The sequence below is a fragment of the Collinsella sp. OM08-14AT genome, assembly GCF_003438115.1.
Classification (GTDB): domain Bacteria; phylum Actinomycetota; class Coriobacteriia; order Coriobacteriales; family Coriobacteriaceae; genus Collinsella.
The window spans coordinates 1-21,864 of record NZ_QSTE01000011.1 but is presented as its reverse complement, the minus strand read 5'-3'; the positions used below and the strand labels follow the sequence as shown (position 1 = coordinate 21,864).

The 21,864-nt window shown below is 60.0% G+C and carries 17 protein-coding genes and 1 other RNA gene; 3 read left to right on the top strand and 15 right to left on the bottom strand.

Going from position 1 to position 21,864, the window contains the following annotated elements:
- Positions 1-240: 240 nt before the first annotated feature.
- Positions 241-1,128, top strand: coding sequence for a methyltransferase domain-containing protein (locus tag DXC18_RS07015; RefSeq protein WP_233509039.1), 888 nt, complete (start codon positions 241-243; stop codon positions 1,126-1,128).
- A gap of 158 nt (positions 1,129-1,286) precedes the next feature.
- Positions 1,287-1,586 (top strand): YhbY family RNA-binding protein, encoded by a 300-nt coding sequence (locus tag DXC18_RS07010; RefSeq protein WP_006234690.1) that lies wholly within the window; start codon positions 1,287-1,289, stop codon positions 1,584-1,586.
- Positions 1,587-1,655: 69 nt separating this feature from the next.
- Here the strand turns inward: DXC18_RS07010 and DXC18_RS07005 are convergent, their stop codons facing one another.
- The 8 genes from DXC18_RS07005 to ssrA all read right to left on the bottom strand — a co-directional run bounded on the left by DXC18_RS07005 (position 1,656) and on the right by ssrA (position 10,983).
- Positions 1,656-4,655 carry a BTAD domain-containing putative transcriptional regulator gene (locus tag DXC18_RS07005; RefSeq protein WP_117716777.1) on the bottom strand — a complete coding sequence of 1,000 codons (3,000 nt, stop codon included), beginning with the start codon at positions 4,653-4,655 and terminating at the stop codon, positions 1,656-1,658.
- A 448-nt stretch (positions 4,656-5,103) separates the two neighbouring features.
- Positions 5,104-5,832 carry a glucosamine-6-phosphate deaminase gene (gene nagB / locus DXC18_RS07000; protein WP_117716776.1) on the bottom strand — a complete coding sequence of 243 codons (729 nt, stop codon included), beginning with the start codon at positions 5,830-5,832 and terminating at the stop codon, positions 5,104-5,106.
- A 271-nt stretch (positions 5,833-6,103) separates the two neighbouring features.
- A complete protein-coding gene (locus DXC18_RS06995) occupies positions 6,104-6,571 on the bottom strand; it encodes a PTS glucose transporter subunit IIA (protein ID WP_306421699.1) in 468 nt (155 codons plus the stop codon).
- Positions 6,572-6,672: 101 nt separating this feature from the next.
- Entirely contained in the window at positions 6,673-8,010 is a 1,338-nt protein-coding gene (gene glmM / locus DXC18_RS06990; RefSeq protein WP_006234694.1) for a phosphoglucosamine mutase, read from the bottom strand.
- A 123-nt stretch (positions 8,011-8,133) separates the two neighbouring features.
- A complete protein-coding gene (gene rpsI, locus DXC18_RS06985; RefSeq protein WP_022094634.1) occupies positions 8,134-8,529 on the bottom strand; it encodes a 30S ribosomal protein S9 in 396 nt (131 codons plus the stop codon).
- Positions 8,530-8,531: 2 nt separating this feature from the next.
- On the bottom strand, positions 8,532-8,975 hold the full coding sequence (gene rplM, locus DXC18_RS06980; protein WP_022094635.1) for a 50S ribosomal protein L13: 444 nt from the start codon (positions 8,973-8,975) through the stop codon (positions 8,532-8,534).
- 157 nt (positions 8,976-9,132) lie between these two features.
- On the bottom strand, positions 9,133-10,011 hold the full coding sequence (locus tag DXC18_RS06975; RefSeq protein WP_117583338.1) for a patatin family protein: 879 nt from the start codon (positions 10,009-10,011) through the stop codon (positions 9,133-9,135).
- A 608-nt stretch (positions 10,012-10,619) separates the two neighbouring features.
- Positions 10,620-10,983: a transfer-messenger RNA gene (ssrA, locus tag DXC18_RS06970) on the bottom strand.
- A gap of 239 nt (positions 10,984-11,222) precedes the next feature.
- Between ssrA and DXC18_RS06965 the strand changes: the two genes are divergently transcribed.
- A complete protein-coding gene (locus DXC18_RS06965; RefSeq protein ID WP_117716775.1) occupies positions 11,223-11,657 on the top strand; it encodes a hypothetical protein in 435 nt (144 codons plus the stop codon).
- A 69-nt stretch (positions 11,658-11,726) separates the two neighbouring features.
- Here DXC18_RS06965 and DXC18_RS06960 read toward each other — a convergent pair whose 3' ends face one another.
- The 7 genes from DXC18_RS06960 to DXC18_RS06925 form a co-directional block, all read right to left on the bottom strand.
- Complete coding sequence (locus DXC18_RS06960) at positions 11,727-13,742, bottom strand: heavy metal translocating P-type ATPase (RefSeq protein WP_233509038.1); 2,016 nt, start codon at positions 13,740-13,742, stop codon at positions 11,727-11,729.
- A 78-nt stretch (positions 13,743-13,820) separates the two neighbouring features.
- Positions 13,821-14,066 carry a DUF6110 family protein gene (locus DXC18_RS06955; RefSeq protein ID WP_055250999.1) on the bottom strand — a complete coding sequence of 82 codons (246 nt, stop codon included), beginning with the start codon at positions 14,064-14,066 and terminating at the stop codon, positions 13,821-13,823.
- Positions 14,067-14,748: 682 nt separating this feature from the next.
- Complete coding sequence (gatB, locus tag DXC18_RS06950) at positions 14,749-16,425, bottom strand: Asp-tRNA(Asn)/Glu-tRNA(Gln) amidotransferase subunit GatB (protein WP_089573180.1); 1,677 nt, start codon at positions 16,423-16,425, stop codon at positions 14,749-14,751.
- Positions 16,425-17,939: an Asp-tRNA(Asn)/Glu-tRNA(Gln) amidotransferase subunit GatA gene (gene gatA, locus DXC18_RS06945; RefSeq protein ID WP_117716773.1), complete on the bottom strand. Its 1,515-nt coding sequence runs from the start codon at positions 17,937-17,939 to the stop codon at positions 16,425-16,427. Before gatA ends, gatB begins: the two co-directional genes overlap by 1 nt.
- Positions 17,939-18,250 carry an Asp-tRNA(Asn)/Glu-tRNA(Gln) amidotransferase subunit GatC gene (gatC, locus tag DXC18_RS06940; protein WP_117716772.1) on the bottom strand — a complete coding sequence of 104 codons (312 nt, stop codon included), beginning with the start codon at positions 18,248-18,250 and terminating at the stop codon, positions 17,939-17,941. The genes gatA and gatC overlap by 1 nt, the downstream gene beginning before the upstream one ends.
- Positions 18,251-18,575: 325 nt before the next feature.
- Positions 18,576-19,493 (bottom strand): class C sortase, encoded by a 918-nt coding sequence (locus tag DXC18_RS06935; protein ID WP_158552026.1) that lies wholly within the window; start codon positions 19,491-19,493, stop codon positions 18,576-18,578.
- Between the two features lie 561 nt (positions 19,494-20,054).
- Positions 20,055-21,716 (bottom strand): isopeptide-forming domain-containing fimbrial protein, encoded by a 1,662-nt coding sequence (locus tag DXC18_RS06925; RefSeq protein ID WP_117716769.1) that lies wholly within the window; start codon positions 21,714-21,716, stop codon positions 20,055-20,057.
- Between the last annotated feature and the right edge of the window lie 148 nt (positions 21,717-21,864).

Here is a 21,864-nt window from a genome sequence, read left to right as displayed (position 1 = left end):
GAGCACATTAAGTGCTCTCCGGCTCGTGCGGAACTCGCGATCGACCTTATATATTTGCCCTCCCCGGGGCTCCCGCACAACGGGACCTCAGTTGGGTTCTATCCCGGTTGCAGTCGCTTCGCTCCTGCACCACTTGGCTGGTGCGGCGGTTTGGCGTTGGAACGGTTCTTTTTCTGATATATGCTGGTTGCGGCTCTTCTTTTGGGAGGAGTCGCTTTTTTGTTGCTAGGAGGTTGGCCCGTGGTTGATGGGGACGCTCGCTCTGAGCTTCTTTCCGCTGATTGGAATGGCGAATGGATGCGCCTGCAGGCTGGTCGGCGGCGGGCTGATGATTCTTTTGAGTGGGATAAAAGGGCTCGGCATTTTCGGCCGCTTGAGACTGCTCCGTATGCCCGGGACTTTATTAAGCTGTTGGCGTTAAAGCCTGGTGAATCCGTGCTTGATATGGGGTGTGGAGCTGGGTCGATTGCTATTCCGCTTGCTCAGGCTGGGCATCCTGTGATTGCAGCCGACTTCTCCCCCGCTATGTTGGGCACCCTTGATGCCGGCATTGAGTATTACGGGCTCGAGGGGCGCATAACGCCGCTTGAGCTTGCTTGGGATGATGATTGGGATTTGGTTGGACCGGTCGCGAAAGCGGTAGATGCTGCCTTTGCCAGTCGCTCTGTCACCACGACCAACCTAAAAGATGCGCTTGCCAAGCTTGATCGAACGGCTCGTCGGCGTTGTGCTGTCACGATGGTCGCCAACTCCAGCCCGCGCTATGATCTGCACTTGATGAACGCTATCGGCGCCTCGGTTACCTGCAGTAATGGCTTTGTGTATGCTTTTAATATCCTCATTCAGATGGGTGCCCTGCCGCAGGTTACGTACTTTGAATCGCCTCGTCGCGATACCTTCGATAGCCCTGAGGCGGGCGTAGCAGATTTTTCCCGTATGCTCGAGCATGGCAACGAAGATAAGATCGACCGCCTGCGCGACTACATCGCCCAACACATGATTGAGAACCCCCATGCCGGTGAGCCGGGCTCCAAGGGCGTGCCGCAGGGGCGCTATATGCTCGATCATGTCCGCAAGGTTCGCTGGGCGTTTATTGCATGGGAGCCGGTCTCTGCGCCCAGTTCATAGCCTGTTCGCAGCCCGCACCGCCCACTCACTCGGCATCCGCATTCTTTTTGAACTGGGCAAACGCGCCCCACACCGCGCCGTTCCTGCGCTATCGTGGGACAGCTCACGTAGATTAAGGCCCCGTCGCGGGGCGCCCCATACATAGAAAGCGAGAACCCATGGCACTGACAGGAGCCCAGGTCAAGCAGCTTCGCAGCATGGCCCATCACCTCAACCCCGCCATCATCATCGGTAAGTCCGATGTCAACGAGGGCACCGTCGAGCAGACGGTCGCCTACCTGGAGAAGCACGAGCTCGTTAAGTGCTCCGTGCTCGATGGCTCCAGTCTTTCCGCCCGCGAGGCCGCCGAAGAGCTCGCCGAGCGTTGCCACGCCGAGGTCGTCCAGGTCATCGGCCGCAAGTTCTCGCTGTATCGCGAGTCCTCGCGCAAGGACATCGAGAAGATCAAGCTCGTCTAAGAGCCAATGATCCGGCGAGCCAACACATAGCAAGCTTACGGGTGCCCAAGTACTTCGGGCGCCCGTTTTTCATCGCTCGACCAGCACGCGATTGAGCCGCCCCTCCACCAAGCGCTCGTATAGATGCCGCGTCTCGGGCTCGGGTACGCCATTGACCTGTTCCCTCAGATGGTGCATATGCCCGCTGTACAGCTCGACGATATCGCGCCGCCGCCCCGCCGCACTGTAGACGCGCATGGCACAGCGCACCATATCCTCGCGCGCCGTTTCCTGCCGAAGCCCCGACTCCGCCAGCCAAATCGCCGACTGCAGATCGTTTTCTTCTAGAGCGGCATTTGCTCCCTTGATCATGCAATCGATGTACTTTGACTGCATAATGCGTCGCATGCGCAAAAAGTAGGTGGGATTACAGCCATTGGGAACATACAGCGGTCCGGCATAAAGCTGCTCAATCTTAAGGCACAGCTCAACTAAATGGGGCCCGCGCGCACCCGTGCGATTTCCCAAAACCTCGCGGCTTATCTGGTCAAACAGCCGTACATCGGTCTTGACGTAGTCGCCGTTGAGTCCGATGCATTCATTTTGGATGAGTACACACGACTTGCCATCCGGCGTCGGCCCCAAAGCCGACCGCAAGCGCGATATCGTCGAGTACAGGTTATTGCGGGCGCTATTGAACTCGGCATGGGGCCACAGCTCCATGGCCAGCGTCTCACGATCGACGAGCGCATCCATGCCCAGTGCAAGCCGCTCGGCAAGTGTCGCCGCCTTCTTGCGGCGCCACATTTTGTCCGTGATGGGAAACCCGTCGCGCTCGGCGCGAAACGCACCAAACATGCGAATCTCGATATGGTCGATGGTATCAACGGCTTCAACCTCGCCGGCCTGGAACAGGCGCTCGCCCTCCCCTTCCAAATCGTCGCGCAGCGAGTACCGCGACAGCTCGCGCACGGGAAGCTTCTTGCGTATCCTGGCCGCCGGCTCGCCCAGACAATGCATGGCAAGGCGCGCAAAGAGCCGATACGATGGCTCTAGAATCCCCGCACGATTCATGGACATCCAGGCCGCAAGATCGCTGTCTCGGCCCGCACAGGCCAAATGCAGCGCCACCATCCAGGCCTCCGCTCCACCAACCTGCGTCTGGCTTATATCGAGTAGCTCCGCTTCCTCGCGCACCGAAACCATCGAGGTGTTACGCAGATACGCCGCGCGCTCCAACAGCAATGCGTTATCGCGCATGTACGCAATCGACTCCTCGGCAAGTTTGAGCACTTGGACCGCACGGAACTTTGCATTAACCGGCCGTCCCTCTGCCAGCGACTGCCAGCCTTCTAGCAACAGGCCAAACAGCTGAATCTGGTTGTCGCGCATGCGCACGGCAAAACGATCGAGCTCGTTGAATGCCGCGTCGTCGGTTACCGGCAAGCCGGAAAGGAGCCGCCGTGCCGCCAACACCATGCGCACCCAGATAGCCATCGCCTTGAGCCCACGTACGTCGAGCGCCTCCCGCACCACCGTCATCTCGTCGTCGCGCTCGTCGGTTCCCGCAAACGACCCGTCAAAAAGCTCCACCAGCATGCTGTCGGCCCGTATAACAATCCCCGCGATGTCGAGCTCGCAGTCGTAGGCCTTGCTCGTTTTGAGCTGCTGTAGAACGCCGCCGTCATCTCCCCGCTCGGTCAGGCAGCGCTTGACCTCGATATGCGCGGACAACATATCGAGTGCGGTATGGGATGTCTCGATTTCTGGCACGGTCAGGTTCGTAGGAAGCCCAAGCCCGTTGTCCCCATAGCAAACAGCCGTCAGTGTCTGGGCCACCCTCCATGAAACAGGGTCTATTTCGCAGGCCGCCCGTTCGCCCCCGCGCTCGATGACCGATGCCATATAGCGAGCGAGCTTTGTATTGGACACGCTGACCGCTGCCAGATATACGCCAAGCGCCTCGGCAGGCGTTGGCTCTGGAGCCGGATCCTCGGCATCGATCGTGCCCAGCGCTGCTCGGCAGATATCGGCCCCGTGCCCCGTCAGAGCCAGATCGACCCCATACTGCCCAGCAAGTTCAAGGACCGCATCACGGTCCAAAAAAGCGTCCGCCAGGCCCATCGCCGCATCGCATCGGCCCGCCTTAAGCAAAATCCGGGCCGCCCTCGGAACAAGTTCGGGGCGAACCTCGGCCACCAACTTACGCAAGCGCAAGCGTCCGTTATCCTCCGTGCCCAGACACGTAAAACTCCGCTCGGCGGGGTCCAAGCCAAAGATCGGGTAGTCGCGTACGAAGTAGGACTGGTCGACCATCGATAGCCTCACCCCGCAAGCCTCGAGTTCTGCGATATTGCCCTCGCCCATCAAAATCATGAGACATGCCACGCAAAACAGTGCATTATTGTCGAGCGAAGCCAGGTCGACAAGTGCCGCGCCATATACGTTGACAATCTCGTTTTCGAGCAGACCGGCTACGTCGCCTTGGCCATACAGACCCGTCTGCAATGCCGAAACGAGCTCGGGCACGCCCTGCGTGAGCTGATAAAAGTCGAGCGATGTGCTGATCGAAAACGCCGATGCCCACGCCGAATACTCATAGGCATGCACCTTGAGCATCTGCGCATTGATCTTAACCGAATCGCCCAGCCCATGAATCAGTTGACGATTTGAAGGACGGCAGGAGATAAAGACCCCCACCCCCATAGCGCGCAGGCCGCGAATCCTGTCGATGAGGTCTTCGGTATCGTGCTGATCGAGGTTTGGCACATTATCAATCGCGATAAGGGAGTGCGGTTTGTCTTTGAGTTCTTCGGTAACCACCTCGAGCTGCATAAACACCTCGCGCCCAATGGCGCGATCGGCCTCGATAATCCGCACGGGGCCTCGCATCGGGTCGCATTTAACCTCATGGGTGTACTGCAGCAGCACCGAGGTCTTCCCAAACCCGTCGGGCGCATAAAGAACCACGATGCCGGCCTTTCGGCCCTTGGCTATAAGCTCATTCATCAAGCGTTCGCGGCGCACCATATAGCCTCCGCCCAGCGGCATCAGCTCGAGGCCGTCTATACTGCTCAAATCGTTTACCATGCCCGCTCCTCAACTCGACCGTATGGACACTGTAGCCGCAAGACCATACAAGCCGCGCTATGAATAGAGCGACCTTGTGTTTTAGATTGTCTTTTGGTACGCAAGCGGCAAGTTTTTGTACAGCGAGGGCCGATTGTTATTAATCCCCCGACTAATCGGTCTTTAAGCAGGTAAATGAGCTTGTCAGCTTGTCCCATCTAAGCGGCAGTGTAACGCAAATGAACAAGGTTCAGCTATGTCATTCAACTCGCCTAGCACCCGCTACCGTCTACGACCTTTTAGTGGCATTTTTGCATAGAATCTGATATGGAATGAATCAAGCTGTTGGGCATCCGGCATTCGTCAAGCTTGCGGCAAGATTTTGGTCAAGTGGACAGAAAGGGATAGCAAAAAGGCCCCCGCAAAGCGGAGGCCTTAGGCAAGGCTATGTCGAGGTGCAGGATTCGCGCTACTCGCAGAGCGAAAGGGCGGCCTCGTCGGCAACGACAACGCAGTTGGTGTGCAGCTGCAGGATCGAAGCCGGGCACTCGGGCGTAACCGGACCATAGCACATATCGTGCACGGCCTGAGCCTTGGCCTCGCCGTTGGCGACGACCAGGATCATGCGGGCATACATGATGGTCTGGGTACCCATGGTGTAGGCCTGACGGGGAACGTCGTCGATGCTGTCGAACAGGCGGCTGTTGGCCTGAATGGTGCTCTCGGTAAGGTCGACGCAGTGCGTGCCCTTGGAGAAGTGGTCATCGGGCTCGTTGAAGCCGATGTGGCCGTTGTTGCCAATGCCGAGCAGCTGCAGATCGGGATAGCCGGCGGCAGCGACGACCTTATCGTACTCAGAGCAGGCAGCGGCGGCGTCGGGGTTGGAACCGTCGGGCACATGCGTGTTGTTCAGGTCGATGTTGATGTGATCGAAGAAGTTCTCACGCATGAAGTAGTGATAGCTCTGGGGATCGTCGTGCGAAAGGCCGCGATACTCGTCCAAGTTGTAGGTGCTGACCTCGGCAAAGTCGACGTCACCCTTCTCGTACCAAGCAGCGAGCTGCTTGTAGGCACCGATCGGGGTGGAGCCGGTGGCAAGGCCCAGCACACAGTCGGGCTTGAGGATAACCTGCGCCGAAATGATATTGGCGGCCTTGCGGCTCATATCCTCGTAGTCTTTAGCTTTAATGATCTTCATTACGCGTCCTTTCTCGTACAAGAGAGGCAAGGCTCCCTTACAAGCACTTGCCCGCGGCCCGCGTCGGCCGCAACCAACGTGTGCGGCCACCAGGGCGAGGTCGCGTAATGTATGTGTCTCGTGTCTAACCGCGTCGAGGCCCCTGCCCGTCCACGGTGACCCAAAGCCTTTTAGCTTCGGACAAATCCCATCTTGCCACGGAGGGCGTCCTCTTTCAAGGGCGCCCTCCGTAAACGTGTTTGAATTGTAGGCTAATGGCCACGTGCACTTGCTAGCGCTCGCGAGCAACGATGAGCTGGTCCATCTCTTCGACATGCACGCCAACGGAGCCCTTGATGCTCGAGAACTCAACGGAGTTGCATACCAAGATGGGAACCGTCACATCGTAGCCCTCGGCAGCAATTGCCTCGCGATCGAACTCAATGAGTACATCGCCCTTATGGACGATGTCACCCACTTGTGCATGTACGGTAAAGTGCTTGCCCTCGAGCTGAACAGTGTCCAAACCAACGTGGATGAGCACGTCCAAGCCATCGACCGTGTTAAGCGCAACGGCGTGTCCCGTGGGAAAAATAGCCTCGACCTTGGCATCAGCCGGCGCGATCACGCGCGTTCCGGTGGGCTGAATCGCCACGCCCTGGCCCAAAAGGCCGGTAGCAAACGTCTGATCGTTTACCTCGGAGAGCGGAATGACGTCACCCGAGATGGGAGCATCCAACGTAAGGACTCGACCACGCATACCAAAAGACCTTAGGACTTTAGTGAACATGCTCCCCCTCGGACATACCGATCAACCAAAATAACCTTAACAGTTTACCACTTGGCACCCGTTTTTGACCATTAGGGAAGTTCGCGCTTGACAACCTCGACGATGTCGTCGACAACGCGCTGGGTCAGCTCGTGCGTCTCGGCCTCGGCCATCACGCGGACCAGCGGCTCGGTACCGCTCGGGCGCACCAGAATGCGGCCGCGGCCGTCAAGCTCCTTCTCGGCAGCAGCGACGGCATCCCAGATGGGCTGGCAATCGTCCAGACCAGCCTTGTTGTCGGAATGCACGTTGACGAGTACCTGCGGATACTTCTTCATGATGCCGGCAAGATCGGTGAGGGTACGACCGGTGCGCTTGAGCACGGCCAGCAGCTGCAGAGCCGTCACCAAGCCGTCACCGGTGGTGTTGTGCTCTAGGAAGATGATGTGGCCGGACTGTTCGCCGCCGATGACGGCGCCGTCCGCGAGCATGCGCTCAAGAACATAGCGGTCGCCCACGGCGGTCTGGACCATCTCGAAGCCCTGCTCCTTCATGGCAATGGAGAAGCCCAGGTTGCACATAACAGTCGAGACAATCTCGGAGTTGGCGAGTTTGCCGCGAGCGGCCAGGTCGGAGCCGCAGATGGCCAGGATGTAGTCGCCATCGATCTCGTTGCCCTCGCTGTCCACGAACAGCACGCGATCGGCGTCGCCATCGTGGGCCAGGCCGATATCGGCGTGGGTGCGCAGCACGAGCTCGCGCAGGGGCTCAAGGTGAGTGGAGCCGCACTCAACGTTAATGTCAGTGCCGCAGTAATCGGTGTTGATGGCATGGACCGTGGCACCCAGGCGCTGCAGCGCGGCGGGCGTAGTCTGGCAAGAAGCACCATGGCCGCAGTCGACTGCAACGACCAGGCCGTCGAGCCTCAGGCCATCAAGCGTATCGATGGCATGATCGACATATGCCTTGCGGGCATCCTTCATCTTGATAATGTGGCCCACGCCGGCACCGGTCGGCAGCGTGTCGGCAGCCATGGCCTCCTCGGACATGACCCAGGCGCTGATCTCTTCCTCGACAGCATCGGGAAGCTTCATGCCCTTGCGACTAAAGAACTTGATGCCGTTGAACTCCGGCGGATTGTGCGAAGCGGAGATGACGATGCCGCCGTCAAGCTCGTTTTGGACGGTGAGCAGTGCCACGGCCGGCGTAGGAATAACGCCGCAGCAGTGCGGGCGGCCGCCCTCGGCCATAATGCCGGCGGTCAGAGCACTCTCGAGCATAGTGCCCGAAAGACGCGTGTCGCGACCGATGCAGATGTCCGGACCAAGGAACTTGGTCGCCGCGCGACCCAGACGAAACGCGAGGTCACACGAGAGGTCGGCATTGGCGACGCCACGGACGCCGTCGGTACCGAAGATGTTCTGGGGCATAGGATCGCTCCTTCCCTAGCAGGCGATATGCAACCGCCCACCCTAGTCGAAAAAGAAAAGCGGGACCCGCCGAGGAATCGGCAGGCCCCGCTTGTACATTGTATCTCGAAAGGAGATAAAACCTTAGCGCTTGGAGAACTGGGGAGCGCGGCGGGCCTTCTTGAGGCCGTACTTCTTGCGCTCGACCACGCGAGCATCGCGCGTAAGGAAACCGGCCTTCTTGAGGTCAGCACGGTAGTCGCCAGCGTTCAGAAGAGCGCGAGCGATGCCCAGGCGCAGAGCGCCGGACTGACCGGAGATGCCGCCGCCATCGCACAGAGCGATAACGTCGAACTGACCGGCGGTGTCGGTCACCTTGAAGGGAGCAAGGGCGTTCTCAACGAGCTGATGACGGCCGAAATACTGCTCGGCGTCACGCTTGTTGATGGTCACCTTGCCGGTGCCGGGGACGAGACGGACGCGGGCGACGGCGTTCTTACGACGGCCGGTACCCTGGTAGACAACGGTGTTCTCAGCCATCTTTAAGCCTCCAGCTCAATCTTCGTGGGGTTCTGGGCAGCATGCGGATGCTCGGCACCAGCGTAGACCTTAAGCTTGGTCATCTGGGCACGGCCGAGGGTGGTCTTGGGCAGCATGCCGCGAACGGCGCGCTCGATGACCTTCTCCGGGTGCTTCTCCATAGCCTGGCGGAAGCTCTCAGCCTTGAGGCCGCCGTTGTAGCCGCTGTGGCGATAATAGGTCTTCGTGTCGGCCTTGTTACCGGTAAGCTGGACCTTATCGGCGTTGATGACGACAACGAAGTCGCCGCAGTCGCTGTTGGGCGTGAACTGGGGCTTGTTCTTACCGCGCAGGATCATTGCGATCTGGGTGGCAAGACGGCCCAGGACAGCACCATCGGCGTCGACGAGAACCCAGTTGCGCTGGACCTCGCCCTGCTTGGCGTAGTGAGTCGATTTCGAAATCACTTAGACTCCTCCATGTACAGTACGTGTTGTTACAGAGATTCACGGGGCTCTGCAAGTAACCCGTCCATATTACCCCGCTCGCCGTACGAGTCAACAGGTATTTTGGCTCCGACCAGAGTTTCTGCACATGTCATCCACGAGCCGTGATGTCGCAGCGTTAACGCTCGACAAACGCCTCGATATCTCCCAGCAAGCGCTTTGCCTCCTGACGGCCCTGGATATACAGGTCCAAAAGCTTTGCCGGATCGTGCTCGACATGGCCGACCTCGACCGGCTTTTGCGGAGCAATGACCAGCGCGCGGCCCTCGCGCTCATACTTCCACAGGTGCATGCGCTGGAGGTTATAGCGGTCGTGGCGCGTCTCGATAGCCTCGAGCAGATAGGGGTAGTCGACATAGCGGGCGCGCGCGGCAGGCATAAACTCGTAGGGCTTTTTCTCGTACGAGCGGTCCTGCGTGACAATGACAACCGCGCGATCGAAGCCCGCCTCCTCCAGCACGTGCTCGATGGGGACCGAATCGGCTACGCCGCCGTCGACGTATTTGTGCCCGTCGATCTCGACCGGCGGCGTCACCAGCGGCAGCGACGTCGAGGCACGCACGGCATCGAGGTCGAGCACGGCGCTTTTGACCGGCAGGTAGGCAGCGGTTCCAAACAGCATGTCCGTCGCGACGGCGTACATCTCGATAGGGCTGGCGTCGAACGTCTCGTTATCAAAGGGATCCAGGCGGTCCTGGATATCGTTGAAGATAAAGTCGTAACCCACGATGGAGCCCGTGGATGCGAAGGATGCGGCACCCATGTAGCGGTTGTCATTGCAGAAGGTCAGGTTGATGCGATTGACGCGACCGATCTGGTGCGACTTGTAGTTGACGCCGTTGAGCGCACCGGCCGAAACGCCGTACACCGCCGGAATTTCGACACCGGCCTCCATGAGAACGTCGAGCACGCCGGCGGTAAACTGCCCACGAAAACTGCCACCCTCCAAGACGAGCGCGACCTTGCCGGCGTTCTTTGCCTTATCTTCTGCAGTCATATTGACCTCCTGCGATTGCGTTTTGGCTTTCTTCTACCCAGTTTTGGGATGGAGGGCGCATGGGTTTTGGAGTTGAGGGGGCGGCTGGCGGAAAGCACGTCCCGTTCTGAGGGGCGATTCCGGGATGCGCTTTCCGCCTGGGTTGCCATGGGGAAAGCATGTCCCACTCTACGGCTCGATTCCGGGTCGCAGCTTCCACTTGAGGCGTCATCCGGAAAATGTATCCCATTCCGAGCTTAGATTCCGGGATGCGGTTTCCGCCTGGGCAGTCATTGGGAAAACGCGTCCCACTCTGCGTCACTGAGGCGTTTTCTTTACGCCCGCGCCCTGCATAGAGTTCGATTCTCCGCGGTACGGGGGATCCGTTGATGCTGGGCGAGGCCAGCTGAAATTCGATAAACATCGCATCTATATTGGGCTGAAGCTTTGCGCGAAGAATCCGCGTATTTGCTGCACCGGCTTCGGCCGGCTGCCGCCGCCCTCGCCCGCGGGCTACAAACGCTTCGCGTTTGCTTAACGCCCGCGCCCTGCACAGAGTTCGATTCTCCGCGGTACGGACTAGAAATAAAAAGACAGGTAGATACGAATATCTACCTGCCTGTTACTTATGGTGGAGGCGCGGAGAATCGAACTCCGGTCCACGAAAGCCCCCTGATTGGCATCTCCAAGCTCAGTCGCTGGTTTAGTCTCGGACGCCTTGCGCGCAGCGACACGCTCGCGACGTCCTAACCGGTTCGGTCTTAGCCCGCGCCATACCGATTACGTGCGCAGGAGCATTCCCCTAAGATGACGTCGCGCCGGTGTCGGGGAAATCACCGGGTTGACGCGCCGCTATAAATTAAGCAGCGAGAGCCATAGGCTCAAAAGAAGAGTTGTTGTCAATTCAATTTGACGGTACCCCTGTTTAACGAGGCGAGGAGACCTCGGCTTGCTTCCTCTCTCAGAGCTATCGTGTCGAAACCAGTCGCCCCCGAATGTCGGGAAAGTCTGGATGGCATCGGGCCTGCAAACACCCGATAACCGTCGACTTTTCAAGGAACATGCGGGGCAAGCCCCGCTTGTGGAGTGTTATCTTACCACGTTCTGAAAGCGGACAGCTGTTCTATGCACGAGCTGTGAAGACCCCAATGTGCGCCGCACTTCGCACTTTTGTTACCGATCGCGTCACGTATATTTTCGCCAAGCAAAATTGACCCGTCGAAAGGACCGTTATGGATACCAAGCAGCAACTCGTCAATGCCCTCGCAGGCCTGGGCGCAACCATTACCGAAGCTATGGATGTCATCGAGGGCTTTGTCCCCTGCGGACATCCCGCCCTCACGGTATCGAACGCACTCGTCGCGCTGGACGTTGACGATGATGCAACTCTCGCCCAGCAGCTTGAGACCGTCGAGGGCTTTATCGACCACGTGAGTGAGAACCGCGGCGTGGCCGCCTACCACGGTATCGAGGTCGAGCTCGCGGGTCCCAAGGCCGATCTGTTCGCAGCAATCCGCGAGGTAGGCGCCCTTATGCAGACCGCAGGCGTCAAGAACACCCAGGTCAACGAGTGGGTCTACCGCAGTCTGGCAGCACTCGACAGCTCCAACGAAAAGGCAGCCGAGCAGCTCGCAGAAAGTCCCACCATCAAAGCTGCACTTGTCTAAAAAGGCCTGCGCCCGGACGACGCCGATGCCGTCCGGGCGCAGGCCAGATAACGTGGGTGAACACGTCTGCTAACGCAGATATGCCTTGGCGTTGCTCAGGCTGTAGGCAATCGTCGAGCCGTTGTGCAGCAGTGACGACGTCTGCGGAGTGATCATGCCGGTAATGCCCAGCGCCAGGAGCGCCGAGTTGGTGAGCATCACCTTGGAATACGAACTCGTCAGACGATCGATAAGCCCCTGACTCATACGGCGCAGGCGCACGATCGCGGCAAGATCCGTATCGGTCAGGATGATGTCGGCAACCTCCTTGGCGATGTCGCTTCCGCCACCCATCGCCAAGCCCACGTCGGCCAAACCGAGCGCCGGCGAATCGTTGACACCGTCGCCCACCATGGCAACGTGGCGCCCCTCGCCCTTAATGCGTTCCACATAGGCGTACTTGTCCTCGGGCAGCAGCTCGGCCTTAAACTCATCGACACCTGCTTCGCGAGCAATGCGCTCGGCCGTGCGTTCCGAGTCGCCCGTGAGCATGACCACGTGCTTAACGCCCAACGCGTGCAGGTCGGCGATGGCCTCGCGGACCCCGGACTTGAGCGGGTCCTCGATACCGAGCACGCCGACGACCTTGCCGTCGACCGCCAGATACAGCGGCGACAGGCCCTGCATCTGGGACTCAATGCGCTCCTTAATGTCGGAATCGAGCTGCGCACCCTCGTCCTCAAATACAAAGTGCGCGGAACCGATGATGGCGCGACGCCCTTCGATGGACGAAGCGATGCCGTGCGCCACGATGTACTCGACGGCGGCATGGCGCTCGCGGTGCTCGAGCCCGCGCTCGCGTGCCGCATTGACCACGGCGCGTGCCACCGGATGCGGGAAATGCTCCTCCAAGCAAGCGGAAAGGCGCAGGATCTCGTCCTCGCTCCAGCCATCGGTCGTGAGCACGCAAGCTAGACGCGGCTGTGCCTCGGTGAGCGTGCCGGTCTTATCAAACACAATGGTGTCGGCCTTGGCAAACGACTCAAAGTACTTTGCGCCCTTGACCATGACGCCCATCTTGGCAGCATCGCTCATGGCGGTCATGACGGCAACGGAACCCGTGAGCTTGAGCGCGCACGAGTAGTCGACCATCAGTGCCGCCGAGGTCTTGATAGGGCTGCGCGTGGTAAGCGCGACCAGACCCGCGAGCAGGAAGTTCCACGGGACGATCTTGTTGGCGAGGTCCTCCATATGCGACTGGCCCTCGGACTTGAGCGAGTCGGCCGTCTGCACGAGCGAGACGATCGAGCGCAGCTTGGTCTGCGCCGTGTTGGCGCGCACGCGTACCAAGATGCCGCCGTCTTCCACGACGGTGCCGGCGAATACGTCGTCGCCCACGCTGCGCTCGACGGCAAGCGGCTCGCCGGTCAGGGTCGCCTGGTTGACCATGGCGCTCCCCTGCTCGACAACACCGTCGATGCAGATGGACATGCCGGTGCGCACGGCGACCAGATCGCCAGGCTCAAGCTCGGTCGCGGCAACGCTTACCTCGGTGTCGCCAACCACTTTTTGCGCCTTGTCGGGCACATCGAGCAGCGAGTTGATGAGCTCGTTTTCGCTCATGGCGCGGGTGTAGTCCTCGAGCAGCTCGCCCACGTTGAGCAGGAACATCGTCTGGCCCGCGGTGTCGACGTCACGTTTGACAAACGAGATACCGATGGCCGAAGCGTCGAGCACGGGAACGGTCAGGCGCGGCTGCGCGAGCTCACGGAGGGCGGCGCGCAAAAATGCCATGTAACCGGCCACGACAAACACCGCACGCAGTGGCGTGGGCAAAAACCAGCGGCGTGCGTAATGGGCACCGACGAGTGTCGCCAGGTCCATAACGAGTTTGTGCTTGCGCGGCTCAAGCTGCATCACGTAACCCGTCTTTGCGTCGGCAATGGCCTGAGCGTCGAGCGCACCGACGGCGGCCAGCACGGCATCGCGACGTGGCTCGTCGTATTCGAGCGCCATCTGGCCGATGCGGCCGTAGACGCACACCTTGCGCACGCCATCGATGTCGCCGCCAAGCTTAAGAAGTGCATCGAGATCGCTCTCTGGCACAGGACCCGCCAATTGAAGACGGGTCCTGCCGGGGATCTCGCTAATAATCGAGAATCTCATAGTTTGCGCCTGGGAGCGTTACTCGGCTGCCTCGTCAGCAGCGGCCTCGCTCTGGGTGATGTAGGCCGCCTCGGCAACCATGTCATCGACATTGGCCTTGGCCTGCTCGACCATGTCCTGGTAGCCGTTCTTGATGCGCATGCCGCACGCGATACCCTGCACGCAGGCATTCTTTACCGGAGCGCTGGTGAGCAGCTTGATGCCGGCCGTACCGAGCAGAAAACCGCCACCGACAAGCAGGGTATTGAACGTCGACTTCTTCATGTTGCTTCTCCCTTTTGCCGCATTGGACGCGGCACGGTGCCTCAGCACCCGAGTAAACAAGTTTGCTCGAGCACACTTTTGGAAAATAGTTTAGTTTATCTAACTATTGAGGTCAACACAGGTTAACTTTTTGGAAATCTTGGGACGCAGACCAGCCGACTTTCGACAATCCTCCTGCCGCGATGCGCATCTATAGCGCCAAAGAGGAGATCTTCCCCTCTCAGTAGATTGAAGGTGAATGGTTTTCCCGAGAAGTGAACGAGCAAAATCGGACCCCCGAAGCATCCGCATTTTTCGCCAGCAAAACCGCAGGAAAAACTAGACAAAACCGCAGGAAACAGAGTCCCAAAAGTGTCGATGCTTCAGGGGTTCAAATAAGGTCGTTCACTTCTCGGGAAAACCATTCACCTTCGATTTCCACAGCTCCAAAAATGTGACAAAGGGACAGCCTCTTTGTCACCCGCACAAAAATGGGCGCGCCAACGGCGCGCCCATTCACTCTATTCCATTCAGCCTACCTGACCCGAACGGCCGAGTCGTCACGGAACCGAGGGGCCGGGCGCAGGGCCTTGCCTCTCAATGAGTTCCGCACGAACAGGAGGCGCCAGTGGCGCCTCCGTCGTGAGTCAGGACTGTCCGAAATTGAGAGGCAAGGCCCTGCGCCCGGCCCCTCGGTTCCCGTTTACGAGAGCGACGTTCTCAGCAACTCGTTGAAGAGCTTGGGGTTGCCCTTGCCGCGGCTCGCCTTCATGCACTGGCCCACCAAAAAGCCGATAACCTTCTGGTTGCCGTCACGATACTGCTGCGCCTGATCGGCACAGTTAGCCAGCACCTCGTCCACGATCGGCTGCAACGCACCGGCATCGCTCACCTGACGCATACCACGCTCGTCGACGATCTTGTTGGGATCGTCACCGGTCTGGGCCATGGCCTCAAAGACCTCGTGCGCCTGGTTGGAGCTGATGGCATCGGTCACCAGCAGCTTGGCCAGCGCTGCTACCTGAGCCGGCGCGATGCCGGACTCGGCGAGCGACACGCCTGCGCTCTTAAGGTAGGCGATCATCTCGTTGACCAGCAGGTTTGCGACCGTCTGGGCCTCCTTGCCAGCCATACCGGCAGCGGCAGCCTCAAAGAACTCGGCAAACTCGGGGTCGCCCGCGATCTGCTCGGCATCGGCCGCCTTAATACCAAAGTCGGTCTCAAAACGGGCGCGCTTGGCATCGGGCAGCTCGGGAATCTCGCCACGGCAGCGGTCGATGAACTCGTCGTCCAGATCGAACGGCGCCAGATCGGGATCGGGGAACAGACGATAGTCGTCGGCCGTTTCCTTCACACGCATGACCACGGTGCGCTTGCGGCTGGGCTCCCAGTGGCGGGTCTCCTGATAGATGATTCCGCCCTCCTCGAGCACCTCGGCCTGACGGCAGATCTCGTAGGCAAGGCCGTCATGCAGGCTCTTAAACGAGTTGAGGTTCTTGAGCTCGGTCTTGGTGCCCAGCTTGGTCTCGCCGCGGCGACGCAGCGACACGTTGCCGTCGCAGCGCATGGAACCCTTCTCCATGGAGCAGTCCGAAATGCCCAGCGTCACAAAGATGCGACGGAGCTTTTCCATAAACAGGCGCGCTTCCTCGGGCGTACGCAGATCGGGCTCAGTCACGAGCTCAATCAAAGGCGTGCCGCAGCGGTTGTAGTCGACGAGCGACTCGGCAGCGGCGGTAATGCGGCCCTCGGCGCCGCCCACGTGGACCATCTTGGCGGCGTCCTCCTCCATGTGGATGCGCAGGATGCGGATGGGCACCGTGTAGGAACCGTCCTCGCGACGCTCGGGCATCTGCAGGTTGGACGCATCGTAGCTGGCCAGATGGCCGGCACGCTGGTTGCCCTCGCGCATGGTCGACGTCATGGACGTGGACAGGCCCTCGGCGTTGGCCGAGGCGCTCGCCAGGCTCTGGGCCTCGGCCTCACCAAACGCGCAGTCGGGGCGCTCGGCGGCACCGCGACCGGTCACGTCCAGGTCCAGGTGACCGTACATGGCAAAGGCGACCGGACCCTGCGTGGTCTGGAAGTTCTTGGCCATATCGGGATAGAAGTAGTGCTTGCGGTAGAACATCGAGTGGCGTTGAATCTCGCAGTTGGTGGCGAGACCAGCCTTGACGATGCTCTCGATGGCGCGCTTGTTGGGCACCGGCAGGGCACCGGGCAGGCCCAGGCACACCGGGCACACGTTGGCGTTGGGCTCGTCATCGTGGCTGAGCTTGCAGTTGCAGAACATCTTGGTATCGAGTGCGGTGAGCTCGGTGTGGATCTCCAGGCCGATCACGGCCTCCCAATCCTGCAGGACCTCGGAAAGCTCCTTCATTACAGCTCGCCTCCCTTCCCGGCAAAATCGGGCGCGACGGAAAGCGCGGGCGCACCCGTGGCGGCATCGGCAAAGCCGCGCTCCAGGGCGCGGGCAAACGTAAGCAGCTGACGGTCTTTAAAGGCAGGTCCCACCAGCTGGGCAGAAACGGGCAGCTGAGTATCCTCGCCCAGGCCCAGCGGCACCGAAATGCCACCGTTGCCGCAGATGTTGAGCGAAATGGTATACAGGTCGGAGAGGTACATCTGCGTGGGGTCGCTGATCTCGCCAAACTTAAAAGCCGTGCGCGGCGAGGCGGGCATGAGAATGGTGTCCACCTTGGCATACGCGGCGTCGTAGTCCTGCGTGATGAGCGTGCGGGCCTTTTGCGCGGCATAGTAGTACTTGTCGTACACGCCCGAGGAGAGCAGGTAGGCACCGAGCATCTGGCGGCGCTTGGCCTCGGCGCCAAAGCCGTGGGCGCGCGAAAGCGAGCTCTGGTCGGACAGGTTGGCGCAGCCCTCCTCCTGATAGCCGTAGCGAATGCCGTCGAAGCGGGCCAAGTTGGAGAACGCCTCGGCCGGGCCGATGACGTAGTAGGCGGCGATGGCGGCGTCCAGGTGCGGCAGGTCGACCTCGACCAGCTCGGCGCCCTGGTTCTGCAGCTCCTGGGCGGCGCGCTGAACAGCGGCCTTGACCTCGGACGTCAGGCCCTCGGCCTCCATAAACGCGGGGATGATGCCCACGCGTTTACCCTCGATGCTGTCGTTGAGATGCTCGGTAAAGTCGACGGCGCAATCCTGGCTGGTGCAGTCGTACGGATCATGGCCCGCGCCGGTAAGCGCGTTCATGGCCAGCGCGACATCCTCGACCGTGCGGCCAAAGGGGCCCACCTGGTCGAGCGACGAGCCAAAGGCAACCACGCCGTAACGGCTCACGGCGCCATACGTGGGCTTAAAGCCCACCACGCCGCAGAGGCTCGCCGGCTGGCGAATGGAGCCGCCGGTGTCCGAGCCCAGCGAGAGCGCGACCTCGCCCGCGGCGACGGCGGCAGCGGAGCCGCCCGAGGAGCCGCCGGGCACGCGCTCGGTATCCCAGGGGTTGTTGGTGCGGTGGAACGCCGAGCTCTCGGTGGAGCTGCCAAAGGCAAACTCGTCCATGTTGGCCTTGCCCATGGGCAGGCAGCCGGCATCGAGCATGCGCTGGACGCAGGTGGCGGTGTAGACGCTCTGGTAACCCTCGAGCATGCGGGAAGCGCAGGTGGTGTGCGTGCCCACGAGGTTCATGTTGTCCTTGATGGCCAGCGGCACGCCCGCGAGCGGGGGCAGCGGCTTTCCGGCGGCACGGTCGGCATCCACGCGCGCAGCGGCCTCGAGCGCAAGCTCGGGCGCCACCTGTAGGAATGCCTGGACCCCGCCCTCGCGCGCCTCGATGGCGGTAAGGGAGGCCTGGGCCACCTCGGTAGCGGTAAAGTCGCCGGCGGCAACGCCCGCGGCGATCTGGGCGGCGGTAAGGGAATCGAAGCTTAGCTCCATTACTCGCTCTCCCCCTCTCCCAAAATGGACGGCACACGGAAGTAGCGCTCACGCGCGCTGCCGGCGTTTTCGAGCGCGACGTCGAGCGGCAGGTCGCGCTCGGGCTCGCGCAGGTCATCGCCCATCACGTTGGACAGGCTTCCGATGGGATGGAACGTGGGCTCCACGTCGGGCAAGTCATATTGCAAGACGGGCTCGAGCATCTGGACGGCGTCGTTCATGTAGGACGTCATCTGGGTGAGCTCGTCATCGGTCAGTGCGATCTTTGCGTACTCGGCGATACCGCGCACGTCTTTCTCGCTGAGTGCCATAGGCGCTCCCTTCCGCATAACAGATAAACCGCTCTAGTATACAAGGCAACGCCGCTTGGAGCAGGCGCTTTACCTAAATGCAGCGAAAACGTAACGAGGGCGGCGGGCTGGCAGGTAATGGGCTGGCGATTCTGCAGCGAAACCGCACCGTCCGTAGCGAAAACCGTCTCGCCCATAACGAAAACCGCGCCGTCCACAACGAAGACCATCACAACATTCGACGCTTTTCGCCAAAATCGAGATTTTCATCGAATGTTGTGATGGTTTGGAAGCCCCGACCACCACAAAGGTGCCTGTCCCCATTGTGGTGGTTCTGGAGAATGTCCTATGCCGAGGCCTTGGCCTTGCGGCGCTTGCGGACCGCGTGGATCACGATGTCCAGCAGCAACAGCACAATGGCCACGACCACGATGAGCACGGCAAACTCGCGCTTGCCCCAGTGGCGGCCGGCCAGCGACTTTTGCTTGTCGACGTCCTTCTTGTTGTATTTGGTGCGCACGCAATGCACCAACAGGCGATGGTCGTTCACGCCGTAGGGCGTGCAGGTGACGAGCGTCACCTTGTCGGCGCCGGGCTCGATGGTCAGCGACTCCATCTCCTCGGGCAGCACCACCTCGGAGTCCACCATCTTGTAGGCGAGCGTCTTGTTCATGGTGTGCAGCAGCACCAGGTCGCCGGGCTCCAGCGAGTGAATGTCGTCGAACATGCTCAGGTTGCGCATGCCCGAGTGCGCGGTGAGCACGCAATGCGTCGAGGTGCCGCCCACCGGCAGGCTCGTGCCCTCCAGGTGGCCGACGCCCGCCATGAGGACTTCTTCGCTCGTGCCGTGGTAGATTGGCATGCTCACATCGATGGAGGGGATCTCGACCCAGCTCATCATGGGGTCGCGGTCAAAGATGAGCTGCTGAGCGTAGGGTTCGATCTGGTCGGCGGGAAGCTCGGTGGCCTCGCCGGCAAGCTGCTCGTTATAGGAGCGCGCCTGCAGCAAGATGCGCTCGCGCTCCTCGGCAGACAGCGCGTCCACGGTGCTGGACACGGTGCTGATCTGGTTGAACACGCCCGAGGCCTCGAGCCGGTCCAAGATCCACGGCCAGGTCATAAGGCCCACGCCGATAAGGATGATGACGATGGTGATGAGCCGATCGGCCCAGCGCGGCAGCCGCTTGCGGCGGCGCTTGGACTTTGGTTGAGGTTTGGGCTGAGGGCTTGAGCCGCCGTTGTCCGCGGCGTTATTGCTCTTCATATGTTTGGCGCCCTGCACCATCGCCAGTCACTCCTCTACAACTCAAGTTGTCTAAACAAATAATAGCCGATTCGCGAGCTTCCGCGCCGGACAACGCAGCCTGACAGCATTGCACAGCGCGAGTATGGGCCCGCATTTGAGTTTTCAAAATGTCCCGAATCGGCTGGGCGATTCGGGATACAATGTCAATAGAAAACGACGCACCCCGCGTAAGTGTACGAGAGCGCGGGCGGCCTAGTTTTCAGTTTTTGTTAAATGCCCGGGATCCGACCCCCGGGCATTCTTATTTGCGCTTTCGGCGCAAATGCCTTCTGCCGTCCGCACCGCGCGTGCGCCTACGGACCTTAAACCGAACCTCATACGAGTCAAGAAACGCGATGACGAACGAGTCTGCATCGGACGATGGAGGCTGGCTGCATTGTCCAAAAAACAGGGCAGACTCCAGTACGGAGTCTGCCCCGAAAAGAGAATGGCAAAGCAAGAACGTGGATGGACGAGAAAAGTGTCCGCAAGTCTCATGGCCATCACATCCCACCTGCCAAAGAGATGGGTGAGTGAGCGTTACTCCTGCTCGGACTCCTCAGCCTGCTTACGGCTGCGGATGAGATGAGCCACGCCGATGCACAGCACCGCGCCACCAGCGATCCAAGTGAACGTCACGCCGTTAAGGCCGGTGAGCGGGAGGCCGGAACCCTGCTTGTTTTTGACGATCAAGGCAGCAGTACCGTTGTCCGTGTTAGTCGTGTCAACCTCGACCAAATTGGAACCCCTGGTGCTCGTCTTGACCGTAATCTTGTTTTCTCCCTCTCCCTCTGCTTGGTTGAATCCAATGGCTTTGATGGTGAAGGTGAACTCGGGGATGGTGTTATAGCCGGCGAGCGTATGGGTCTCCTTGACGGTGTAGGTGCCGGCATCGAGGCCCTTGACGTTAATCTCGCCGGAGTCGGTGGTCGTGAACTCAGAAGCCTCAGTACCGAGGGAGCCATTCTCCTGGACATACATGTCCTTGGATGCAATATCGTCGGGATCAGTGGCACGGATGGTGAACTTTACGCCCTTAAGTATCTTATTCTCATCCGTCGCGTCCTTCTTGACGAGCTTGAGCGCATAGGTGTAGTCGCGCACGGTGTCGGGCACAGACTCACCCCGGGAATCGTGGCCAGGGTTGTTGGAGTAGATGAGCTTGACGGTGTTGGAGTTGCCCGTGCCACCGACAACGACATGCTGGGACTTATTCGGGTCGAGCTTGGCGCTGTACGTGACAACGACCCTTGTATGCTCGCCGACAGTGACGCCGGCCGCCGTGGCGGCAGCCTTAAGATCGTCAAACTTTACGCTCAAGACCGTTCTGCCATTTGAATCGGGATCAGACATGGTCACAGAAGTAGGCGTGATCTGAGTCTCACCAATCACGGCCTTGACAGTGGACTTATCAACAGTCAAACCGGCAGACAGCTCATCGTGGAACTCATAATAGTAGGTGTTGAACGTGTCGACATTGCTTGCAACCGTGCCGGTCAGCTTGTACTGAACGGTCTGACCCATCTGGGAGTCCGCCTTGTGCTTCCAGTCGTTGTCCGCACCATCGTCCTTGACCTGCTTCGTCACGGTCGGGATGCTCGTCTTCTCGGTAACGACCACTGCGTTGCCGCCCACGACTGCAAAGATCGGCGAGGTACCGGTCTGCTTCTCATTCGCACTGAGCGAGTCGGTATCGGTCATGAACAGGTAGTAGCCAGCGCTCGTAGTGGTGAAAGCGCGACCGGCGGCAAAGGAATCGCCCGTAGCGGTAACACTCTTCTCTACAGCCAAGGCAATCTTGTTAAGGATGCTGCTCTGCGGCAGACTCGTGGTATCAGTGGTATCAGTGATCTTGGAAAGGTAGTCGGCAACGTCAGAAGCGGTCGAGTCTAAGGTAATCCCTGGGACATTATTATCAACAAGCACCTTCAGGACCGCAGTCTCTGCGTCATCACTCGGCCACTCAATGTTGGACGCAACCTTACCGGACTTTCCGTCAATAACGTCAGCCTTAAAAATCTGATACGCCTTGAACGAAGTGGAGTCATTGTCCACGGACTTGTTAATCGTGAGCGAATAGCTGGGGGCAGCACCCTCCGCAGCAAACGCCATCGTGACTGTCGCCATAACGCCGCCGAAGCTCAGGGCTGCGGTGAGGCCGGCGGTTACTGCCAGGCGTGCGATGTTCTTGGTTGTTTTCATGTTGGGACCTCTTTCTTGGAGGTTGCTTTAATTCTCGTCATCACCAAAAGTCAGCAGGCTCATTTCCCTGCGCTCTAATCGCTACGGAGGCAGTACGCCATTGAGCAGGGGGGTGTTCCTATAGTTTTGTCAACTGGGAAATGCTCTC